At 60.1% G+C, this 17,151-nt stretch carries 12 protein-coding genes; 3 read left to right on the forward strand and 9 right to left on the reverse strand.

Features of this window, described 5'->3' with window-relative positions:
- Positions 1 to 226 precede the first annotated feature (226 nt).
- From KGA97_RS25735 to KGA97_RS25775, 9 genes are all read right to left on the reverse strand, one after another.
- Positions 227 to 3,802 carry a glycosyltransferase gene (locus KGA97_RS25735; protein WP_223481744.1) on the reverse strand — a complete coding sequence of 1,192 codons (3,576 nt, stop codon included), beginning with the start codon at positions 3,800 to 3,802 and terminating at the stop codon, positions 227 to 229.
- A gap of 126 nt (positions 3,803 to 3,928) precedes the next feature.
- Entirely contained in the window at positions 3,929 to 5,527 is a 1,599-nt protein-coding gene (locus tag KGA97_RS25740; protein WP_008042676.1) for a flagellar hook-associated protein 3, read from the reverse strand.
- A 13-nt stretch (positions 5,528 to 5,540) separates the two neighbouring features.
- Positions 5,541 to 7,607: a flagellar hook-associated protein FlgK gene (flgK, locus tag KGA97_RS25745; RefSeq protein WP_008042677.1), complete on the reverse strand. Its 2,067-nt coding sequence runs from the start codon at positions 7,605 to 7,607 to the stop codon at positions 5,541 to 5,543.
- Positions 7,608 to 7,629: 22 nt separating this feature from the next.
- Positions 7,630 to 8,916 (reverse strand): flagellar assembly peptidoglycan hydrolase FlgJ, encoded by a 1,287-nt coding sequence (gene flgJ, locus KGA97_RS25750; protein WP_008042679.1) that lies wholly within the window; start codon positions 8,914 to 8,916, stop codon positions 7,630 to 7,632.
- Between the two features lie 11 nt (positions 8,917 to 8,927).
- Positions 8,928 to 10,016 (reverse strand): flagellar basal body P-ring protein FlgI, encoded by a 1,089-nt coding sequence (locus KGA97_RS25755; RefSeq protein WP_032832736.1) that lies wholly within the window; start codon positions 10,014 to 10,016, stop codon positions 8,928 to 8,930.
- A 27-nt stretch (positions 10,017 to 10,043) separates the two neighbouring features.
- On the reverse strand, positions 10,044 to 10,739 hold the full coding sequence (gene flgH, locus KGA97_RS25760; RefSeq protein WP_008042681.1) for a flagellar basal body L-ring protein FlgH: 696 nt from the start codon (positions 10,737 to 10,739) through the stop codon (positions 10,044 to 10,046).
- Between the two features lie 52 nt (positions 10,740 to 10,791).
- Positions 10,792 to 11,577 carry a flagellar basal-body rod protein FlgG gene (flgG, locus tag KGA97_RS25765; RefSeq protein WP_008042682.1) on the reverse strand — a complete coding sequence of 262 codons (786 nt, stop codon included), beginning with the start codon at positions 11,575 to 11,577 and terminating at the stop codon, positions 10,792 to 10,794.
- Between the two features lie 45 nt (positions 11,578 to 11,622).
- The gene (locus KGA97_RS25770) at positions 11,623 to 12,363 is read right to left on the reverse strand and encodes a flagellar basal body rod protein FlgF (protein ID WP_008030482.1); all 741 of its coding nucleotides are present in this window, start codon (positions 12,361 to 12,363) and stop codon (positions 11,623 to 11,625) included.
- Between the two features lie 313 nt (positions 12,364 to 12,676).
- Entirely contained in the window at positions 12,677 to 14,236 is a 1,560-nt protein-coding gene (locus KGA97_RS25775; RefSeq protein WP_008030481.1) for a sigma-54-dependent phenylalanine hydroxylase transcriptional regulator PhhR, read from the reverse strand.
- Positions 14,237 to 14,618: 382 nt separating this feature from the next.
- Between KGA97_RS25775 and phhA the strand changes: the two genes are divergently transcribed.
- The 3 genes from phhA to KGA97_RS25790 all read left to right on the forward strand — a co-directional run bounded on the left by phhA (position 14,619) and on the right by KGA97_RS25790 (position 17,058).
- Complete coding sequence (gene phhA, locus KGA97_RS25780) at positions 14,619 to 15,404, forward strand: phenylalanine 4-monooxygenase (protein ID WP_192226002.1); 786 nt, start codon at positions 14,619 to 14,621, stop codon at positions 15,402 to 15,404.
- 104 nt (positions 15,405 to 15,508) lie between these two features.
- Complete coding sequence (locus tag KGA97_RS25785; protein ID WP_008030478.1) at positions 15,509 to 15,865, forward strand: 4a-hydroxytetrahydrobiopterin dehydratase; 357 nt, start codon at positions 15,509 to 15,511, stop codon at positions 15,863 to 15,865.
- Positions 15,865 to 17,058 (forward strand): amino acid aminotransferase, encoded by a 1,194-nt coding sequence (locus tag KGA97_RS25790; protein ID WP_008042685.1) that lies wholly within the window; start codon positions 15,865 to 15,867, stop codon positions 17,056 to 17,058. Before KGA97_RS25785 ends, KGA97_RS25790 begins: the two co-directional genes overlap by 1 nt.
- Positions 17,059 to 17,151: the final 93 nt, after the last annotated feature.

A 17,151-nucleotide genomic window follows, 5' to 3' on the forward strand; every position in this document is an offset into this window, starting at 1 on the left:
CATGCCGGGTTAGCCGCCCCCGGCCATGGATGGCCGATGGCGGCGGGCCCACGGAGCAGGACCGGAGCGAGGGCATGCCGAGCCACAGCGAGGCACCGAACGAAAGGGGCAAAAGCGCTTTGGTTACTTTCGCGCTTTTCGAAAGTGACTCGCCGTAAGGGCGAAACCATAAGTGGCCATAACCGCAGAAACGGATATGCCCCCCAATCGCAATAGACCCCAGGGATCAACCCGGCAACCAAGCCTCAGCCCAGTAATTCAGGTTACTACCCTGCAGCATATAATCGCGCAGCACTTCCTCGCGCAACGCATCACCCATGCGGTAACTCGCATCCGGGTCAGCCAGGTGCATACGAATTGCCTCAAGCCATTCCTCGGTACTGTTACTCACCACCTTGGTACACGGCAGATAACCGCGATAAGCCTCAGTGTCCGTACAGATCACCGGATAACCGCACGCGCCATATTCCAACAGGCGCAAGTTGCTCTTGCAGTCGTTGAAGATGTGAAATTCCAACGGCGCCAAAGCCAGATCAAGGTTCAGGCTCGCCAGTTTGGCAGGGTAAGCCTGCAAGCCAACGGCGGGATGGAACTCATGCACGAAAGGCTTGAGTGCCGGCGGGCACATGCCGAAGAACACCCACTCCACTTCATCCGCCAGCAGTCGAACGACATCGGCAATGATCGCCAGATCCCCATCGTGACTGGTGCCTCCGCCCCAACCGACCCTCGGCTTGCGCGACGTACGTCGCTGGCTGCTCAGACCGGTCCACAGATACGGAGCGAGCATGTTCGGCACCACGCGAATATCGTCATGCATGCCTTTGAGGGTATCGGCCAGCGGTTGGGTCGACACCACCACCCGGTCGCACAACCCGACTGCACGCCGCACGATTTGCTCAACGCCAACCATGGCCTTGCGCACGTGAGCGTTTTTCTTCGGAACGTCGATGACATAGTCATCGAGCTCGAAGATCCGGAAAGCCCTGGAGCTGTTTTTGACCCGCTCCACTTCATTCACCGCGCCCTCACTGTAGCGCCCTTGCAGGATGATGACGTCCGGCGACTGGCGCTCCAGCTCAATGTCCGAAGGCGTATGGTAAGAAAGATTACCGAGCACTTGACCCGCAGCTTCCAGTTCCAGAAACGGCTGGGTGACACGGTAATGGCCTACGGCGGTCTCGTTGATCGGGATCGCCAGCACCCGTGGCAGCATGTGACGGGCGAACGGATTCCAGTCGCTCTTGTAACCCGGTTCAAGGCTGAAATTATTGGTGCTCAGACTCAGGTTGACGTTGTACGCCGGATCTCTTGCGATGATCGGCAGCCAGCGCTGATAAAACCGCTTCTGCTCAGCCAGCAAATCTGACACCACCGGCCCGCTCTCCGCCTCGGCAGCCACGTGGACCGATTCGGCATACGGCGTCCAGACCACCAGATAGCCCTTCTGCTTCACACGCAGACAGAAATCAGGGCCGCCGAGTCTTTGGGAAAAGGCCTGCTCGTCAAACCCCTGAAGCTCATCGAACACCTGCTTGCGGACCAGCAGGCACTCGGTTCTCACAGCACTCAAATTCTGCACCGCCTGCTGGCGCTGCATATACCCTGGAGCGGTCATCACCTCCCCGCGCCAAGGTACGCCGACAGGGCCGCGCATCCCCAGCACCAGGGCCGAACCTTCGATACGCCCCTGAGGGCTGACCATTCGGCCACCGACGACGCCCACCTCCGGACGCAAGCCGTGATTCAGCAGCTCCCCAAGCCAGTCACGATTGACGATCAGGCTGTCCGGGCTGAGTAACACCACATACTCGCCACGTGCCTGAGCAACGGCGAAGTTCTGCGCCGCTGCCGGGTTATCGGGGTAATCGCAATGCAGCACGCGCAGTTTTTCACCGCCCATTTGCGACATGGCGGCCAGCCAGTCACGCGCCTCGATCGAGGTGCTTGCGTTGTCGACGATCAACAATTCGTAGTGAGCATAGGCCGTGTGCTCCAGCACACTTTCGATACAACGCTCAAGCCGACCGAGCTGATCCTGGGCCACTACCACAATGGACACCAGCGGCTGAACGCCATGCTGGTAGTCAATTCGATTGATGAGCGGCACGTTGCCCGGCCGCACCTCGTGTGCCGCACCGATACGATCAAGGTGCGCAGTCAGTACGCGGGAGTTCTGCTCGATAACCTGCGGCAGAGCGAGCCATTGCGCCAGGCCGAACGAGGACTCGACCAGCACTTGGGCGACATGTTCCACGACATGCGGGCCGTGGTTTTCGACGAGGCGCCAGACCAGGTCATGAGGGCTGAGCTCAGCGAAATCCGGGGTGAAACCACCCGCGACTACAAAGCCTTGACGCTGGATGGCCAGTGTCCGCCCGACATAGGGATAACTGCGCAGCAGGTCCAGATTGAAATCGGGCTTGAGGATCGGCTCGACTGACACGTCATTGCGCAAGCCGCCTTCATCGGTATAGATACACAGCGCGTCGGCACTCTCGACCATCCGCTCGGCCAAAAGCAGCAAGGCCAGTTCATTCAGGCGATCACCGGCCCGCAGCAGATAGAACCAGTCCGCACTGTCGGCCTGCATCAGGCCATTGAGTTGCTCAAGCCCGTCGCCTTGCAAGGCCACACGAATAACGTTGCCCGCAAGGGCACTGGTGCGATTTTCACCCGAGAGCACCAACACCCTTTCGGCGCCATAGACCTGCCGTTCGATGCTCTCCAGTGTGACGCCCAGCGCCGCATCGTCAGCGTCGGCATCCATCACCACCGGCACAATTCGCGGCTGCCATGCCCACGAGGCAAGGCGCGCAGGTAACAGGCGCTGCTGGGCCGGGTTCAGGGTGCGACACGCCAGCCATTGCAGGTACACATCAGCAAAGCAGTCACAGTTTTCACCCACCCGCGAACGGAGCAACGTCGAGGTAAAGCCCAGGGAACGACCCAGCGCCATTTCTTCCCAGTCATACGGCTCACCGAGGGCGGCGCTGGCCAGATCGATAAAGCGAACATGCCCCGGCGCAGGTGCCGGCTCGCCGCTGCGCACCGACAGCATTTGGGTCAGCCAACCGAGCTCGACCGCCACGGCCTGCTCGACCTCCAGTTGATTGCTCAGGCGCGCCGGGTGCAAGCGTTCAAAGCTGAGCACCTGTGCGATAACCGCCAGATTGCCACGACGCAACAGGCAGACAAACAAGGCGAAATCGAGACGGGCGACAAACCCTTCGCCGACCTGGGTCAACGCGGGCAGATACTCCAGCACCTGATGAGTGCGCATCAGCGCGCCACTCAAATTGCTGAGAAAGTTCAGGGCCGAGCTTTCCAGCACATCCAGCAGGTCTTCACCCTTGAACAGCGTATCCCCCGAGACAAAGCTGGAGTTCTCCAGGCGCTCGGGAAGCAGAAGGTAATCACCGTCGCAATACTGACGCAGGGCAATCACCAGATTCACATCGTCATGATCAATGAAACCCTGCACCTGACGGGCAATGCTCTCAGGCAGCAGTTGATCGTCATCACAGAGAAGCTTGAGGTACTCCCCGGTTGCCTGCTCGGCGCAGGCCATCAGATTCCCCTTGAACCCCAGGCGTTGTTCATTGCGCACATAACGCAATGTCACGGTTGGCGGCACTGTGCAGGCCTGGACCAGTTCATGGATTTCGTCGCTGTCGCTGTCGTCACACACGATCACTTCAAGCGACGCGTAGGTCTGGTTCAGCGCACTTTGCAGCGCTGCCTTAAAGTACAGCGGGTTGTAGGCGGGAATGGCGATGCTGACAAGAGGAGCTGGTTTCACGGCAGGGGAACTCGCGAGCGGTGGGCGCTCACTCTGGAACGAGTGGAGCAGCCCTGAACCGCTGAAAAATGACGGTTTGCACTCGGGTGTATTGAACCTTCGCGCCTATGGCGCGAAGGCCTTGACTCAGACTTTGTTGAACAACCCCAACTGAGCGATTTTGCTGAACGCCAGTTGCGAGGCTTGCAGCATGGTTTGCTGCAAGGTCAGGCGGGTCATCACCGTGGCCGGGTCCGAATCACGGATCGCGCCCTGGGTCTGCGTGTTGGCCAGCACCAGGCTCTGGTTGATATCGGTCTGAGTCGTCAGCGACGCACCGCGACCACCCACGGAGCTGAGGCCCGAGGTCAACTGGTCAATGCCGCTGGTCAGGTTACCGATACCGGAACCAATGGCCGCGTTGAGTGCTTGAATGGCCTGCGGATTGTTGTTGGTCGGCGTCGACAGCGCGGTTTTCAGCTGGGCGACCGTGTCCAGAACGTTCTGCGTCTGGTGAGTGTTGACCGTGACGGAGAACTGGTCACCAGCCTGCATCGACGGTGCGCCGCTCAGCGTAAAGTCGACACCCGACGCGGTGGCGACGTTGCCCGCCAGAACACCGCTGGAAACCGGCTTGCTGCTCGCGGTCAGAGGCGCGGCATACAAGTCGAAAGCCGTGGCGCTGGTGAACTTGAGAACGGCCCCGCCTTCCGGAAAGCTGGCGTGGTAGGCGGCACTGTTGGAGATGCTCGTATTGGTGACGACATCGCTGGACAGGTTGCCTGGGGCACGGGTCGCATTGAAGCTGTCTGGCTTGGCCGCCAGGGTGAAGCTGTAGGCATTGGGGGCCGGAGGCGCCGGGAACACGGTCGCCGGAACGTCGCCAGTCTTCATGTTGATGTTCAACTTCAGGTCAACGCCACGGAAGTTGATTGTCTGTGTGGCGGCACCACCGGAGGAGCTGAACACGCCATTGCCAGAAGCTTCGGCCGTGACGTCATTACCCAGCGAATCGCGGATTTCCAGCTGCGTAGGGCTGAGGAAATTCACGGTGTAGGGCTCGCCGCCACGGAATTTGGCGTTGTAGGTCACGTCCGAATTCACCTGACCATTGGACAGCACCACACGACCGCCATCGACGGCCGGCGTCGGCGTGGTCATGGTGGACTGTGTGCGACTGGTGTTGATGGCTTGCTGGAACACAGCCCAACCGGTGCTGTTGGTGGCCATCGACTGGGTATCGCCAATCGGCAGGTCCAGCGTGACCTGATCACCGTTATAGCTGTAGGTGCCGTCGGTATTACGCGAGAACGGAACGGTATCGCCCTTGGAGCCGGAGAAAATGTATTTGCCGTTTTCGTCCTTGGTGTTCATCAGGCTCAACAGCTGTTCTTCGATCTGGCTGAGCTCCGAAGCGTTGGCCTGGCGATCGGAATCGGTATAACCGGCGTTGCCGGCACCCAGGGCCAGTTCCTTGGCGCGTTGCAGCACGTTGCCGATACTGGTCATGACGGCTTCAGTCTGGCCAAGCGTGGCTTTGATCGTCGTCATGTTGTTGTTGAACTGATCGAGCATCGAAGCCTGCTGGCCCAATTGCAGCAGGCGCGAGGCGCCGACCGGATCATCGGCGGCGGTGTTGACGCGAACCAGGCTGCTCGCCTCTTCGCTGCTCTTGACCACGTTGGCGAAGTTCTTCGAATAGTTGGCAGCCGAGGACTCGTAAAACTGGGCGGTAGAAATGCGCATGGGCTACGACTCCTTAAAGACTGTTGATCAGTGTGCTGAAGATTTCCTGCGCAGCCTTGATGATCTGCGAAGACGCGGTGTAGTACTGCTGATACTTGACCAGGTTGCCGGTTTCCTCATCGAGGTCGACACCCGAGAGCGAGTCGCGCGCGCCCTTGGCGTTCGCCAGGATGGCTTCGGTCGCCGCGCTGTCGAGCTTGCCCTGTGCAGCCTTGGAACCCACGCCCTCGACCAGTTTGCCGTAGGCGTCATTCAGGGAAATGCCTTTGCTGGCCGAACCGGTGTCCACGGTCTTCGCGGTCTGCAAGCCAGCCAGTGCGGTGCCGTTACGGTTGTCCAGGCTGCCCGGCTGAGTGAGCGAGACGTTGATCGCCGCGCCGCTGCTTGGGGCACCGGCGATGGTCATGCTGAAGGCCGCGGCGTACTGAGTCGCGGGCGGAGCCGGGATCGGTGCACCCGCGGCATCCGTGAGCGGAATGCTCAGGTTCAGGGTATTGGTCTCACCTGGCTTGATGGTACCGCCGCTGATCAGCGCGCCCTTGGCATCCAGGAACTGGTAGGTCTGGCTGGTGCCATCGGCGGACACCGCACCAAATACCACCTTGGTCGGCGTGGAGTTTTTCAGGCCGTTCTGCATCGCGGTGGTGGTCGCCGCGTCGTAGATGTCGAACTTGGTGGTCAGGGTCGGTTGACCGCTGGCCGGGATCGTCAGGGTGCCGCTGCCACTGCCGCTCGCTGCAATCGCCGCGCCCAGCGGTGCCGCGATGGCCAGACGCTTGGAGTCGGTCATCTCGGTCTTGATGTTCGCCGCAGCATCGCGGGTCGGGGTGATCCTGAAGGTGTCGCCCGCCGTGGCAGAAGCCGCGTTGAACTTCATCTCGACGCCGTCGATGACCGGTGCCGTTGCCGGCGCTACCGTGCTGAAGGAGCCCATCGGCGTGTTGTCCGGCAGGCGCTGAACGGTGTAATCGGTCGCGGTGGTGAACGTGACCTTGTAATCGTTGATGGTCAGCTTGCCAGTGTCCTTGATGCTCACATCAAAGTTACCGGTGCCCACGTTGTTCAGGCTGGCGACGCTGCGTTCAGAGACCAGCTTGGCCGAGTTGATGTTGTTGAACAGGTTCGAACCGAAGGCGCCGTTCTTGTCGATGCCCTGGGCCTGAAGGCTGTTCATCTGGTCGGCGACGACCAGGGCCACACGACCCAATTCGTTCATGGCCGGGTCCAGCACGGTGCTGCGATAACGCAACAACCCGCCGATTTCGCCGCCGGTCATGATCGCGGTGATATCAATGGTGCTCGAACCGCGATTGAGTTGCAGCGACAAGCGGCCCGGATCGTCTTTGCCCGGTACCACTTCAAGTTTGTTGACCGTGTTACCCATGACCAGCGGCTGACCGCTGCCCAGGTAAATGTCGAGATTGCCTTCACGCTCCACCACCTGCGCACCGGTGAAGGTCGCCAACTGGCGCACGGTTTCGTTACGGGCGTCGAGCAGCTCGTTCGGCATGCCGCCGGAACTGGAAACCTCGGAGATCTTCTGGTTCAACTGCGCCACGGTAGCGGCCAGCTTGTTGACCTGATCCGCCATGTTCGTCAGGTTGCCGTTGATATTGGCATTCTGCTGGGTCAACTGCGCGGAGACCGAGTTGAAACGGTTGCTCAAGGCCTGGGCATCGCTGAGCAGCAACTGGCGGGACGCGTCGTCACCGGGTTTGGCGTTGACGTTCTGCACCGAGGCAAAAAACTTGGTCAGTGCGCCGTTCAGGCCGGTGCTGGTGTCGGAGAGCAATTTGTCCAGCGGCGTGACCTGATTCAGGTAGGCGGCCGAATCGCTGTTGAGCGAAGTGGTGGTCTGCAACTGAGCATCGAGGTAGCTGTTGTACACGCGACGCACATCGGCCAGGGTCGTGCCGGTGCCGATGTAGACATTGCCGAACTGCTGCGAGGCCTTGGTGCCCTGCACTGTTTGCTGGCGCGAGTACCCGGCGGTGTCGACGTTGGCAATGTTGTTGCCGGTGGTCATCAACGAGGATTGGCCAGCGGCCAGACCCGACATCCCGATATTGAGCAAACTCATGGTTCGACCTTAATCCTTGTGCCTATAAAGGCGTGGTGGAAACGCCCGCCGCAGCGTAGTTCTGGTAACTCGTCATCTGCTTGGCTATCTGCGAAATCTTGCTCGCGTAGTCCGGGTCGGTTGCGTAACCGGCCTTTTGCAACTCGCGTACAAACTGTTCTGGGTTATCGGCCGACTTCACGACATCTTGATAGCGATTGTTGGTTTGCAACAAAGTCACAAGGTCATGGAAGCTGTCCTTGTAAGAGCCATAGGAACGGAACTCGGCCGTCTCCTTGACCATCGCGCCATTTCTGAATTCGCTGGTGATCGCCCGCGCCGAATCGCCCTTCCAGCTGCTGCTGGCCTTGATGCCGAACAGGTTGTGGCTGCTGCTGCCATCCTGTGCGCGCATGACCGATTTGCCCCAGCCGGTTTCCAGCGCCGCTTGAGCCACCAGGTAACGCGGATCGACGCCGATGCGCTCGGCGGCTTCCTTGGCCATCGGCAACATGGTGTTGACGAACTGGTCGGCAGAACTGAAGGCTTTTTTCGCCGGTGCCAACGGTATCTGAGCGATGGCACGACCATGAATCTGCAAGCCGCCATTCGCTGATGCTTGCGCAGTCGCCAGCCAGTCTCCGTTGAACAAAGGCCCCGAACCGGTCGGCGTGGTGCGCTCTGCCAATCGAGTGTTATTGAGCGGCGCGGCGGCCGTCGTCGCCGAAGGCACCAGGCCCGCCAGCAAGCGGTCAGCCAGTTTCGGTGGCAACGCCAGGCGCCGCTGATTGATCAGCGCCATGTCGTTGCGATGTGCGCCCTCGCCTGCCGCCTGTGGAGCGCTGATCGAGCGCGAAGCCCACAACGGACGCTGGCCATTGACTCGCGACAGCGGCCCGTTGGTCCCGACCGTGCCCGCCGCCACCGGCGTCTGCACCGCCGCTTTTGCCGCTTCCTGCTTGGCCGCCGACAGCGTTGCCGCTTCGCCCGGCGCCAATGGTTTGTTCTTCGACATCTGGCGCATCAGCACGTCCGCCAGACCAATACCACCGCCCTCGCGGGACATGGAAACGGCCAACTGCTGGTCGTACATTTCCTGATACTGCTTGGCCGCCGGCGTGTTGAGCGGATTGCCCTCGGCCAGCGTGTCGGTCGCCTTGCGCATGGACTTGAGCATTTCACCGAGGAACAGCGACTCGAATTCCTGCGCCACTTTGCGCAGGTTTTCGTCACTGTTCTTGTCGCCGACCTTGAGCTGATTCAGACGATTGAGGTCCGAATAGGACCCCGAATCGGCGCTGCTGACCAGACCACTCTTGTGCATATCCATGGTCGCCGGCCTCAGATCACGATCAGGTCGGCTTGCAACGCGCCGGCCTGTTTCAGTGCTTCAAGGATTGCCATCAAGTCACCTGGCGCCGCGCCGACCTGGTTCACCGCACGCACGATCTCGTCGAGGGTGGTGCCCGGGCCGAACTTGAACATCGGCTTGGCTTCCTGCTGGGCGTTGACCCGCGAGCGCGGCACAACAGCGGTCTGACCATTGGACAGAGGGCCGGGCTGGCTGACGATCGGGTCTTCGGTAATGGTCACGGTCAGGCTGCCGTGAGTCACGGCGGCCGGGGACACCTTGACGTTCTGGCCGATCACGATGGTGCCGGTGCGGGAGTTGATGATGACTTTCGCCACCGCCTGACCCGGATCGACTTCAAGGTTCTCGATAATCGACAGATAGTCGACGCGCTGGCCCGGATCCAGTGGCGCACTGACGCGAATCGAACCGCCGTCGATGGCCTGGGCAACGCCAGGGCCGAGCATGTCGTTGATCTTGTCGACGATGCGCTTGGCGGTGGTGAAGTCGGAGCGGTTGAGGTTCAACGTCAGGCTGTTGCCCTGGTTGAAACCGCTCGGCACCGAGCGCTCGACCGAAGCACCACCAGGGATGCGACCGGCCGACGGAACGTTGACGGTGATCTTCGAACCGTCGCGACCTTCAGCATCAAAACCGCCGACGACCAGGTTGCCCTGGGCGACCGCGTAAACGTTGCCGTCGATACCCTTGAGCGGCGTCAGCAGCAAGGTGCCGCCGCGCAGGCTCTTGGAGTTACCGATGGAGGACACGGTAATGTCCACCTGCTGACCCGGTTTGGCGAAGGCCGGCAAGTCGGCACTGATCGATACCGCCGCGACGTTCTTCAACTGCACGTTGCCCGAACCGGGCGGCACCTTGATGCCGAACTGCGAGAGCATGTTGTTGAAGGTTTGCAGGGTAAACGGCGTCTGCGTCGTCTGGTCGCCGGTACCGTTGAGCCCGACCACCAGGCCGTAGCCGATCAATTGGTTGGAACGTACGCCGGAAATACTGGCGATATCCTTCAGCCGCTCGGCCTGAGCACCGAAGGCTGCGGACATCAGGAACGCAGCCACCATCAGGTGTTTGAAATTCAACGTGACCACCTAGAAAGGGAACAGCGGGCTGAGGAAGAAACGGTCGAACCAGCCTGGCTGACTCGCATCGGCAAACGAACCGGTGCCCGAATAGGTGATGCGTGCATCGGCGATGCGCGTTGACGAAACCGTGTTGTCGGTCGCGATGTCATCGGCCCGGACCAGGCCGGCGATCCGTACCAGTTCATCACCGGTATTGAGGGTCATCCACTTCTCGCCGCGCACGGCAATGATGCCGTTGGGCAAGACGTCGGCGACGGTCACGGTGATCGAACCGGTCAGGCTGTTGCCCTGCCCTGCCTTGCTGTCGCCCTTGGTCGCGCGGTCGCCGCTGTAACTCGCATTCAGTGTCAGATCATTCTCATTGAATGGGTTGTTAGTGTTGGGCACCACACCGAACAACGACGTCAGGCCAATGCCGGCCTTGCTGTTCTTGGCCACTTGCGAGTTGGCGTTTTTACTGGCCTGGGTTTTTTCGTTCAGGGTGATGGTAATGATGTCACCGACCCGGAACGCCTTGCGGTCGCTGTACAGGTTCTGTTCGAAACCGGCCTGGTAGATCGAGCCGTTGTTCGCGGCAGCCGGCAATGGCGTACGCGGCAACACCGGGGCGTAGTAAGGGTCATTGGGCTTGGGCGTCGGACCGACGCAACCCGCCAGCGCGACGACGCCACTCAGTGCCAGGACAGATACAAAGCGATTCATGACCCTACCTCACGGTGTTGCAGGCGGCCTCATGACCGCCTCATAGACTTGATTACAGATTCTGCGTTACGAACGAGAGCATCTGGTCGGCGGTGGAGATCACCTTGGAGTTCATCTCGTAGGCGCGCTGAGTGGTGATCATGTTGACCATCTCTTCAACGGTGCTGACGTTGGAAGTTTCCAGGGTGTTCTGCAGCGTGGTACCGAAACCGGCCAGGCCTGGCGTGCCGACTTGCGGCGCGCCGCTGGCGGCGGTTTCCAGGAACAGGTTGTTACCCACCGCTTGCAGGCCGGCCGGGTTGATGAAGTCGGCGGTTTGCAGGTTGCCGATCACCTGGGATGCCGGGTTGCCGGCAATGGTGATGGACACGGTGCCGTCGCGACCGACCGTGAAGGTCTGCGCGTCGTTCGGAATGACAATGGCCGGCTCGAGGGCGAAGCCGTTGGCGTTCACGATCTGGCCGTTGGAGTCGAGGTGGAACGTACCATCACGGGTGTAGGACGTGGTGCCGTCCGGTTGCAGGATCTGGAAGAAACCGCGACCGTCGATGGCCATGTCCAACGGCTGCTCGGTGGTTTGCAGGCTACCGGCGTTGAAGTTTTTCTGGGTGCCGACAATGCGCACACCGGTACCCAATTGCAGACCCGACGGCAGTTCGCTGTCCTGGGTCGACTGGGCGCCTGGCTGGCGTTTGATCTGGTACAGCAGGTCCTGGAACTCGGCGCGATCACGTTTGAAACCCGTGGTCGACACGTTCGCCAGGTTGTTGGAAATGGTGGTCAGGTTAGTGTCCTGGGCGGACAGACCTGTTTTGGCAACCCATAGAGCCGGAAGCATTCGATTCTCCTCGTGCGCCTGTTTTACGGCGCGACGTTCTGATAATTAGCTGATCTGCAAGACCCGAGCCATGGCCTGGTCATCGTCTTTGGCGGTGTTCATCATCTTGATGTGCAGTTCGAACTGCTTGGCCAGCGCCAGTACCGAAGTCATCTCTTCCACGGCATTGACGTTGCTCGACTCCAGGAACCCGGACACCAGTTTGACGTTGGCATCGGCTTGCGCCGGCTTGCCATCCTTGGTGTGGATCGAACCGTCCAGGCCTTTGGTCATGTTCTTGAAGTCCGGGTTGACCAGCTTGATGCGGTCGACTTCAGCCATCACTCGAGGGCCTTCGCCCATCGCACGAATACTGACGGTGCCGTCTTCACCCACTTCGATTTGCTGCTCGGGCGGCACGGAAATCGGCCCGCCATTGCCCATCACCGGCATGCCGTTGCCGGCCCGCAACACGCCCAGAGCGTCAACGTTCAGACTGCCGGTGCGCACGTAGCTTTCACCGCCGTCGGGGTTCTGCACCGCGATCCAGCCGTTGCCCTGCACCGCGACGTCGAGGTCACGACCGGTTTGTACCAGAGAGCCCGCGGAGAAGTCGGTGGCCGGGCGTTCGGACATCGCAAACGCACGCGCCGGAAAGCTGTCACCGAATACCGGCATCGAACGCGCCTGCTCCAGGTCTTTCTGGAAGCCGTTGGTGGAGATGTTCGCCAGGTTGTTCGCATGAGCCTTCTGCGCCAGTGCATTCTGGCTGGCGCCGGTCATTGCCACATAAAGGTACTTGTCCACACTCTTTCCTCTGCATGCCGGACGTTTGCCGCCCACCGCTGTACTGCTGAGCGATAAGCAATTTGCAGACCAACTTTTTTCTGGCGGCGCGGAGCCCGGCAAACAAAGGACTTGGGGCGTTCAGGGGGAAATGGGGGAATGTGTCAAAGACGAAAAACCGGCGGTGTTATGCCGGTAAGTGGCAAGGCTTGACCTTGAGGCTGAACAGGATACCGCTATCGCGAGCAGGGCTCGCTCCTACATTTGGAATGCAATCCCCTGTAGGAGCGAGCCCTGCTCGCGATGGGGCCAAAACAAACACAGCAAACGCCAGCTAGGACTCAGTCTTGCCAACCTCATACTCACGCAACTTGTTGGCAATGGTGGTATGCGAAACCCCTAACCGCTTGCCCAGTTGCCGACTGCTCGGATGCTCCGAATACAAACGCTCCAGCACCGCTTTCTCGAACCGCCCGACAATCTCATCCAGCCCGCCTTCAAGCGAAAAATCGCCAAGCGGCTGACGCACGCCATAATCCGGCAGGCGAATATGTTCAGCCTTGACCGTCCCGCCCTCACATAACGAAACCGCCTGGAACAACACGTTTTCCAACTGCCGGACGTTGCCCGGCCAATGGTAGTGACTGAGCCGCTCCATGGCCGCCGGCGCCAGTTTCGGCAGCGCACAACCGATCTGCCGACTGGCCTGATCAAGGAAGTGCTCCACCAACGGCGTCAAACCATCCAGGCATTCGCGCAGCGGCGGGATATGCAGCGAAAGCACGTTCAAACGGTGATACAAATCCTGGCGAAACTCGCCACGAGCGCACAATTCCGACAGGTCGACCTGCGTGGCACAGATCACTCGCACATCGAGGTAAACCTCTTCATCACTGCCTACACGACGGAAGCAACCGTCCTGCAAGAATCTGAGTAGTTTCACCTGCAGGCGCGGGCTCATTTCCCCCACGCCATCGAGAAACAGCGTACCGCCCGCCGTCAGCTCCAACAGCCCTAGCTTGCCTTCGGCACGGGCGCCTTCGAACGCGCCGGGGCCGTAGCCGAACAGCTCAGTCTCGGCCATGGACTCCGGCAGGCCGGCGCAATTGAGCGCCATCAGCGGCGACTGACCGCGCGGGCTCGCCAGGTGGCAGGCGCGTGCCAGCAACTCCTTGCCGGTGCCGGTTTCGCCTTCTATCAATAGCGGCGCATCCAGCGGCGCCATGCGCCGGGCTTCACGCACCACCGCCGCCATCACTTTCGAGCTCTGGAAGATGCTGTCGAACCCGCGCAGTTCCTGTTTGCGCACGTTGTAAATGCGCTCCCCTACCCGGTCGGCACGGTGCAGCGTCAGCACCGCGCCGGCCATGGCCTCGCTGTCGTCATGCTCCGATTGCAGCGGCGCGATGTCGGCCAGAAACACGTCACCCTTGACCTTGACCCGCAGCCCGTTGATCCGCGACTTGTTGGCGCGCACCAGTTCCGGCAAATCGAAATCCTCGGCGTAACGCGACAAGGGAATCCCCGGCACCTCATCGACACGCACGCCGAGCAACTGCGCCGCCGCGCGGTTAGCCGCAACAATCGAGCCGCCCATGTCGATCGACAACACCGGAAATTCCAGGGCCCCGAGCAAAGCATTGAGCTCCATGTGCCGACGCTCGCTCGGCATCAGGCCTACACGCTTGACGCCAAAGACCCCGGCAATCGACTCGAATTTCGGACGCAACGCCTGGAACTGAATATTGATCAGGTTCGGACAATGCAGGTAGATCGCGTTGCCATGCTCGCCACCCACTTCACCTCGAGCGACGTTGATCCCGTACTCGACCAGTAAATTGAGAATGTCGCGCAGGATGCCGATGCGGTTCTGGCAGTGGACTTTGATACGCATATAAGGCCCGAAGATAAATTAAGGCGATGGATCGCTCCCTGTAGGAGCTGGCTTGCCGGCGATGGCGTCCTTGAGAACGCTATCGCCGGCAAGCCGGCTCCTACCTACAGCGGCTTACCAATCAATCGAGGCCCACAAGGGAAATATTTCTCTGGGTGCGCTCAGATAGTCGTCAAGATTATGTGACACCTGTGAGCCATTTCAAACCCGAAAAACTCATGCGCAGCGCCACAGTCGCCAATCCGTAACGAAAAGTTTACGAAAACCAACGAATTTTCCTACGTGCGACGGCTTACACGTGCTGCAACATCGCAATTCCTGAGGTATTTCTAAGTCCATAGCAGGACATAACAAGAACGAAATCCCCTAGCAGGAGAGCAGCATGAAGCAGACGCAGTACGTGGCTCGCGAGCCCGATGCGCAAGGTTTTATCGACTACCCCGCCGAAGAACACGCGGTGTGGAACACGCTGATCACTCGCCAACTGAAAGTGATCGAAGGGCGTGCGTGCCAGGAATACCTGGACGGTATCGAAAAACTCGGTCTGCCCCACGACCGCATTCCGCAACTCGGCGAAATCAACAAAGTCCTCGGTGAAACCACCGGCTGGCAGGTTGCCCGAGTACCCGCACTGATTCCTTTCCAGACCTTCTTTGAATTACTGGCCAACAAGCAGTTTCCGGTGGCGACGTTTATTCGTACCCGCGAAGAGCTGGATTACCTGCAAGAGCCGGACATTTTCCACGAGATCTTTGGTCACTGCCCGCTGCTGACCAACCCTTGGTTCGCCGAATTCACCCACACCTACGGCAAACTCGGCCTGAAGGCTTCCAAGGAAGAACGCGTGTACCTGGCGCGCTTGTACTGGATGACCATCGAGTTCGGCCTGGTCGATACCCCCGAAGGCCAGCGCATTTACGGCGGCGGCATTCTTTCCTCGCCGAAAGAAACCGTTTACAGCCTGTCGAACGAACCTGAGCATCAGGCCTTCGACCCATTGGAATGCATGCGCACGCCTTACCGCATCGACATCCTGCAACCGTTGTATTTCGTCCTGCCGAACCTCAAGCGTCTGTTCGACCTCGCCCACGAAGACATCATGGGCATGGTCAAGCAAGGCATGCAGCTGGGCTTGCACGCACCGAAATTTCCGCCGAAAGCCGCGTGATCCGCAGCTTTTAGAATCAAGTGAGCCTGTCAGGAATCAACGCTTTGGTTTAGCGTGGTTGCACTGACGGCCGATTTCCAATCATTCGAATTCAGGAACACATCATGTCCACATTGAACCAAGCCCATTGCGAAGCCTGCCGCGCCGACGCCCCTCAGGTCAGCGACGAAGAGCTGCCGGTACTGATCAAGCAGATCCCGGACTGGAACATCGAAGTCCGCGACAGCGTCATGCAGCTGGAAAAGGTTTTCCTGTTCAAGAACTTCAAGCACGCGCTGGCGTTCACCAACGCCGTCGGTGAAATCTCCGAGGCTGAAGGTCACCACCCGGGCCTGCTGACCGAATGGGGCAAAGTCACCGTGACCTGGTGGAGCCACTCCATCAAAGGACTGCACCGCAACGATTTCATCATGGCCGCGCGCACTGACGAAGTGGCCAAGGACGCCGAGGGCCGCAAATAATGCATTTCGACGCCATAGGTCGAGTACCCGGCGACCCGATTCTCGGCCTGATGGAGGCCTATGCGCAGGACCCCAACCCGCGCAAATTCGACCTTGGCGTGGGCGTCTATAAAGATGCCTTTGGCCTGACGCCGATTCCCCAGGCCGTGAAGCTTGCGGAGCAGCGCCTGGTGGATCGTCAGACCACCAAGACCTACATCGGCGGTCACGGCGAACCGGCGTTCGGCAAAGCCATCAACGAGTTGGTGCTCGGCGCCGATTCTGCGCTGATCGCCGAACAACGGGCCGGCGCCACCCAGACGCCGGGCGGCACCGGTGCGCTGCGCTTGAGCGCGGACTTCATCGCCCAGTGCCTGCCGGGTCGTGGCGTGTGGTTGAGCAACCCGACCTGGCCGATTCACGAAACCATTTTCGCCACGGCCGGGGTCAAGGTTAATCACTACCCTTATGTCGGCAGCGACAACCGCCTCGATGTTGAAGCGATGCTGGCAGCACTCAACGAAGCCCCTGAGGGCGATGTGGTTTTGCTGCACGCTTGCTGCCACAACCCGACCGGTTTCGATCTGTCCCATGACGACTGGCGCCGGGTACTGGAAGTGGTGCGCAGTCGTAATCTGGTGCCGCTGATCGACTTCGCCTATCAGGGTTTCGGCGACGGACTGGAGCAGGATGCGTGGTCGACCCGGTTGTTCGCTGCTGAACTGCCGGAAGTGTTGATCACCAGCTCCTGCTCGAAGAACTTCGGCCTGTACCGCGACCGTACGGGTGCGCTGATTGTCTGCGCGAAGACGGCTGACAAACTGGTGGATATCCGCAGCCAACTGGCCAATATCGCCCGTAACTTGTGGTCGACGCCACCGGATCACGGTGCTGCCGTCGTGGCAACGATCCTCGGCGATCCGGAGCTGAAAAGCCTCTGGGCCGACGAAGTGGAAGCCATGCGCTTGCGTATCGCCCAACTGCGCAGCGGTCTGGTCGAGGCGCTGGAGCCTCATGGTTTGCGCGAGCGCTTTGCGCACATTGGTGTGCAACGCGGCATGTTTTCCTACACCGGATTGACGCCTGACCAGGTTAAACAGCTGCGTGATCATCACAGCGTTTACATGGTCGGTACCGGCCGGGCGAACGTGGCGGGGATTGATGCGACGCGTCTTGATCTGCTGGCCGAAGCCATCGCCAAAGTCTGCAAGTAATCTCAAGAACTCTGTAGTTCCCTTGTGGGAGCGAGCCTGCTCGCGATAGCGGTGTATCAGTCGACATAGACGTTGACTGACACTCCGCTATCG

The sequence above is a fragment of the Pseudomonas sp. BF-B-15 genome (genome assembly GCF_019946675.1).
Lineage (GTDB): Bacteria > Pseudomonadota > Gammaproteobacteria > Pseudomonadales > Pseudomonadaceae > Aquipseudomonas > Aquipseudomonas migulae.

Bases quoted from the DNA above. Each gene is read 5' to 3' on its own strand.
- KGA97_RS25740 (WP_008042676.1), bottom strand. From the start codon at position 5,527: ATGCGCATTTCTACCGCCCAGTTTTACGAGTCCTCGGCTGCCAACTAT.
- flgK (WP_008042677.1), bottom strand. From the start codon at position 7,607: ATGAGTTTGCTCAATATCGGGATGTCGGGTCTGGCCGCTGGCCAATCC.
- flgJ (WP_008042679.1), bottom strand. From the start codon at position 8,916: ATGGATATGCACAAGAGTGGTCTGGTCAGCAGCGCCGATTCGGGGTCC.
- KGA97_RS25755 (WP_032832736.1), bottom strand. From the start codon at position 10,016: ATGGTGGCTGCGTTCCTGATGTCCGCAGCCTTCGGTGCTCAGGCCGAG.
- flgH (WP_008042681.1), bottom strand. From the start codon at position 10,739: ATGAATCGCTTTGTATCTGTCCTGGCACTGAGTGGCGTCGTCGCGCTG.
- flgG (WP_008042682.1), bottom strand. From the start codon at position 11,577: ATGCTTCCGGCTCTATGGGTTGCCAAAACAGGTCTGTCCGCCCAGGAC.
- KGA97_RS25775 (WP_008030481.1), bottom strand. From the start codon at position 14,236: ATGCGTATCAAAGTCCACTGCCAGAACCGCATCGGCATCCTGCGCGAC.
- phhA (WP_192226002.1), top strand. From the start codon at position 14,619: ATGAAGCAGACGCAGTACGTGGCTCGCGAGCCCGATGCGCAAGGTTTT.
- KGA97_RS25785 (WP_008030478.1), top strand. From the start codon at position 15,509: ATGTCCACATTGAACCAAGCCCATTGCGAAGCCTGCCGCGCCGACGCC.
- KGA97_RS25790 (WP_008042685.1), top strand. From the start codon at position 15,865: ATGCATTTCGACGCCATAGGTCGAGTACCCGGCGACCCGATTCTCGGC.